The 3,277-nt window shown below is 63.0% G+C and carries 3 protein-coding genes and 1 pseudogene; all 4 read left to right on the plus strand.

What is annotated here, in order from left to right:
• On the plus strand, positions 1-258 hold a 258-nt coding region (locus tag E1J50_RS26080; RefSeq protein ID WP_165937986.1), incomplete at its 5' end, for a MucR family transcriptional regulator.
• A 1,323-nt stretch (positions 259-1,581) separates the two neighbouring features.
• A pseudogene (locus E1J50_RS26085) lies at positions 1,582-1,748 on the plus strand (IS630 family transposase); the annotation flags it as partial.
• A gap of 666 nt (positions 1,749-2,414) precedes the next feature.
• Entirely contained in the window at positions 2,415-2,873 is a 459-nt protein-coding gene (locus E1J50_RS26090; protein WP_132255609.1) for a hypothetical protein, read from the plus strand.
• Between the two features lie 170 nt (positions 2,874-3,043).
• Positions 3,044-3,277, plus strand: a 234-nt coding sequence (locus E1J50_RS26095; protein ID WP_245516768.1) for a GTP-binding protein, incomplete at its 3' end; no start/stop codon positions are given.

Raw genomic sequence — 3,277 nt, forward strand, 5'->3', positions numbered from 1 at the left:
CCGGACGCGCTGATCTCGTTCATCGACGGCAAGCCCTACAAGACGCTCAAGCGCCATCTCTCGACCCACGGGCTCGACCCCTACAGCTACCGCCAGCGCTACGGCCTGCCCAACGACTACCCGATGGTGGCCGCGGCTTACGCCGCCCAGCGCTCGGAGCTTGCGAAAGCGATCGGTCTGGGACGGCCCGGCTCATTGGCCGATGCATCCGCTGAGGCTGGCCAAGCCACAGAAGGCCGTGGGCGCAAAAACGCCTGAGGCTCCGAGATTAGCAGCCATGATCGTGGTCTGGATGCCAATCCCGGCATGAGCCCAAGGATGTGGCCTACGGAACATGTCGCCGGACGTTTTCCTGTGGAACAGCGTGCCCCACCGCCGCAGTCGATGCTCCGACCGGTCGTGAATCATGGGGCATCGCTGGCACAGCGCATGGAGATTGCCGTTCTCGTCGTTGCTCGTGTCATGACCCCAATGGGCGGTCGCGAGCACGGCTCTCGTCATGTGGGCGAGCCAGATCGGCCGACCGGCCCTTGCAGAAAGGTGGTAAGCTCAACGCTCGCTCCTAAGCATTTTTGCCTATGACAGCCTGCATGCCGGCGGCGCAGCGCGGAGATATGCAATCCATGGAAAGGCATAATTTCCACTCTCATGCCTGTCATTTCAGTTTGCTTGTCTTATTGTAAATACCGTACATATATTATTTGATTTGTACTATTATTTGTTTGGGACTGCGTGCCGCTTTTGATGAATAAATAGCAGTGCAGATGCGAGCGTCCTCAGGGTGGGCGGGGTGCCGCAGATGTCATCGTGCGAGTTGCTGGCCTGTTCCGAGCTGAAGCGCGGGCAGGCACATAGAGGCTATGCCCTGTGCGAGCGTCCGAGATCCGCCTTTGAGCGGTGACGCTGAAGACAAAATCGGGAGCAGGAGGCTTAACAACGCCGCCAATTACAAATTTCAGCATGACGGCCGGGTGCTCAGGAGGCTTTCTCTCTGAGAAAAACATGGAGGTGAGGCCGTGCGAAACATTGCCATGATCATCAGCGCACTTGCGCTGGCCACCGCCGCGTTCTGGTCGGTCATTCTGACAAGCCCCCCGACTTCACATGCTGCGATGGTCTCCCCTCCTGCCCAAGCAGAGACCTCGACAGCTGACCATTGCGTCCCGTTCAGCGCTTGCCCGTAGAGGGACAAAGGGGCGTTTTGCAACGAGACAGGTCATAGATTGGGGCCAACGGCTGTTCTCAGTCGTCATCTCCCCTCTGCCCGCAGCTTTCGCGGGCTCCACTCCAGTTCGCTGACGCCTCCGGCTCGAAGGAGCAAAATGGAGTGCGTGCTCCGCGCGCAGAGACCGAGTTCGCTCAACCCCCGCATCCTTGCTCCCGCAGCGCTCCTCCACGTAGTCGATCTCACGAGCCTCGTGGCGCGCTTCGTCCCCATGCGTGACCCGGACGCACGCGTATCAGGCACCCCGACCCGTCCGGTAGCGCGCCGCAACTCCGCTTCCGCCCCTGCCGCCTCGCAGTAGGGCCGCTCACTCACGTACAGCCGTGCGCAGCGGCGCAACTCGTACGCCAAGCCCTTTCCAGCGGCAGGGGATCACCTGGACAAAGGGGCGACGCACGCAGCCGAGCAGGAGCGCGCCGACGTAAGGGCTGCCCGCGAGGCTTGGTTCGAGGCCCAGCCCGAGCTCGACCCGGACCGGCTGGTGTCCCTCGACGAGACGGCCGCAGCCACCAACCTGGCGCGCGCCGAGCCGCGCGCGATCTCCGAGAGAACCGGGATCCACTGGTCCGTCAGCCGGAAGACGCAGATGGACGCGAACTACAAGCTGCTCAATCTGCCGGCCTCCTAGTTATTGGAGGAGGATCTCCCTCCGCCGAGGGATCTGCCGGAGCCGGAGCCGATCCGACCACGAAGGATCGCTCCGGCTCGGGAATGATCCGCTCCGGCGCGGGTTTCGTCCCTTCGTCGCCGATGCTCTCCCATTCCGAGGCGGGCCAGCCTTTTTCCGGCTTCCGGTCGGACTGGCCGCCGGTGCAATCGGAGGTGGCGGAGATGTGTCAGAAGTGGGATCTCAGAAACGAGAAGTACTGGAGTGCATTGGGAAGGCCGAGGGTCCCACGTTCCGACAATCCTTTGAAATTGATGACTTTATCGAGTCCCCTTGGGAGCGCCAGTTGGCTCTATGCCGCTGGCCGGCTCACGCTTCCGATATCCCTCCGCCGATCGTCACCGACGGCCGCCGGACGGGCACGCCCGCTCCGCTTCGGATGCCGGCCCGACTTCGCACCCTCGCTTTCCACCCCAGCGCCCCGCCCCTGATTGTGCGCCGGGGTCGTGGCCCTTGCACTCCCTCTCAGCTCCGGCCAAGATCGACTTAAGGGAGATCTCGCCAGTCTCGAGGAAGCGATCGATGCTGTCTGCCGACAAACTTCAGGACATGGCGATCGAGGTCTGGAAACGTGGCGGCCTCGACGCACTCGTGAAAGTTTCTCCTTTCGGCGAAAAGCCCGATCCGAGCCGGACGATCGGCTATTGCACCACATTCAAATACGTTGTGGGCAGAACTCCTGCTCAGATGGAAGAAATCGTCGGCATCAAGGTTGGCAGCAAGCTGTCGAATGGCGCGGAGATATTTGCCGTCTCGCCGCTTCCCAACAGAGGTTCTTTCGACCTCAAGGGATATACGCAATGCCCCGGCGGGGTCCCAACCGATAGCCCGGCGTATGTTTCGCATCCCGTCTATCCACCGGGTCTCGGGGCGCCGCAGTGGGACTTGGCAAGAGTGCCACAATCGCACCTCATCTGGCTGGCCACGGTGAGACCCGGCGCGACGTTCTCCTTCCCGGCGCGAAATCTCCCGAAGCCGTGAGAGCCTTCGCCGCCGGGGCACGTCTAGCGCCAGGGGCGTGGTCGGTAACGAACGCATTCGCCGACGGATCGGCCCCGATTGCGGCACCGTGAGAGGCGGACGCCGCTTCGCGGGCGCGAGCTCTGCGGTTACGAAGGCGGAGCTTCGAGGCTGATCGCGACGGCGGCGCTGTGACCGAAACTCTCCTCATCGGCGTGATCGGCCATGTCGATCACGGCAAGACCTCCCTCGTCCGCGCGCTCACCGGAACGGATACGGATCGGCTCGCCGAGGAGAAGGCGCGCGGCGTGTCGATCGTGCCGGGCTTCGCCGTGCTGCGCGTGGCCAATGGGACGGGCGGCACGATCGATCTCGTCGATCTTCCGGGCCACGAACGTTTCGTCCGCGCCATGATCTCCGGCGCG

The organism is Methylobacterium segetis, from assembly GCF_004348265.1.
In the GTDB taxonomy this organism is placed as follows: Bacteria; Pseudomonadota; Alphaproteobacteria; order Rhizobiales; family Beijerinckiaceae; genus Methylobacterium; species Methylobacterium segetis.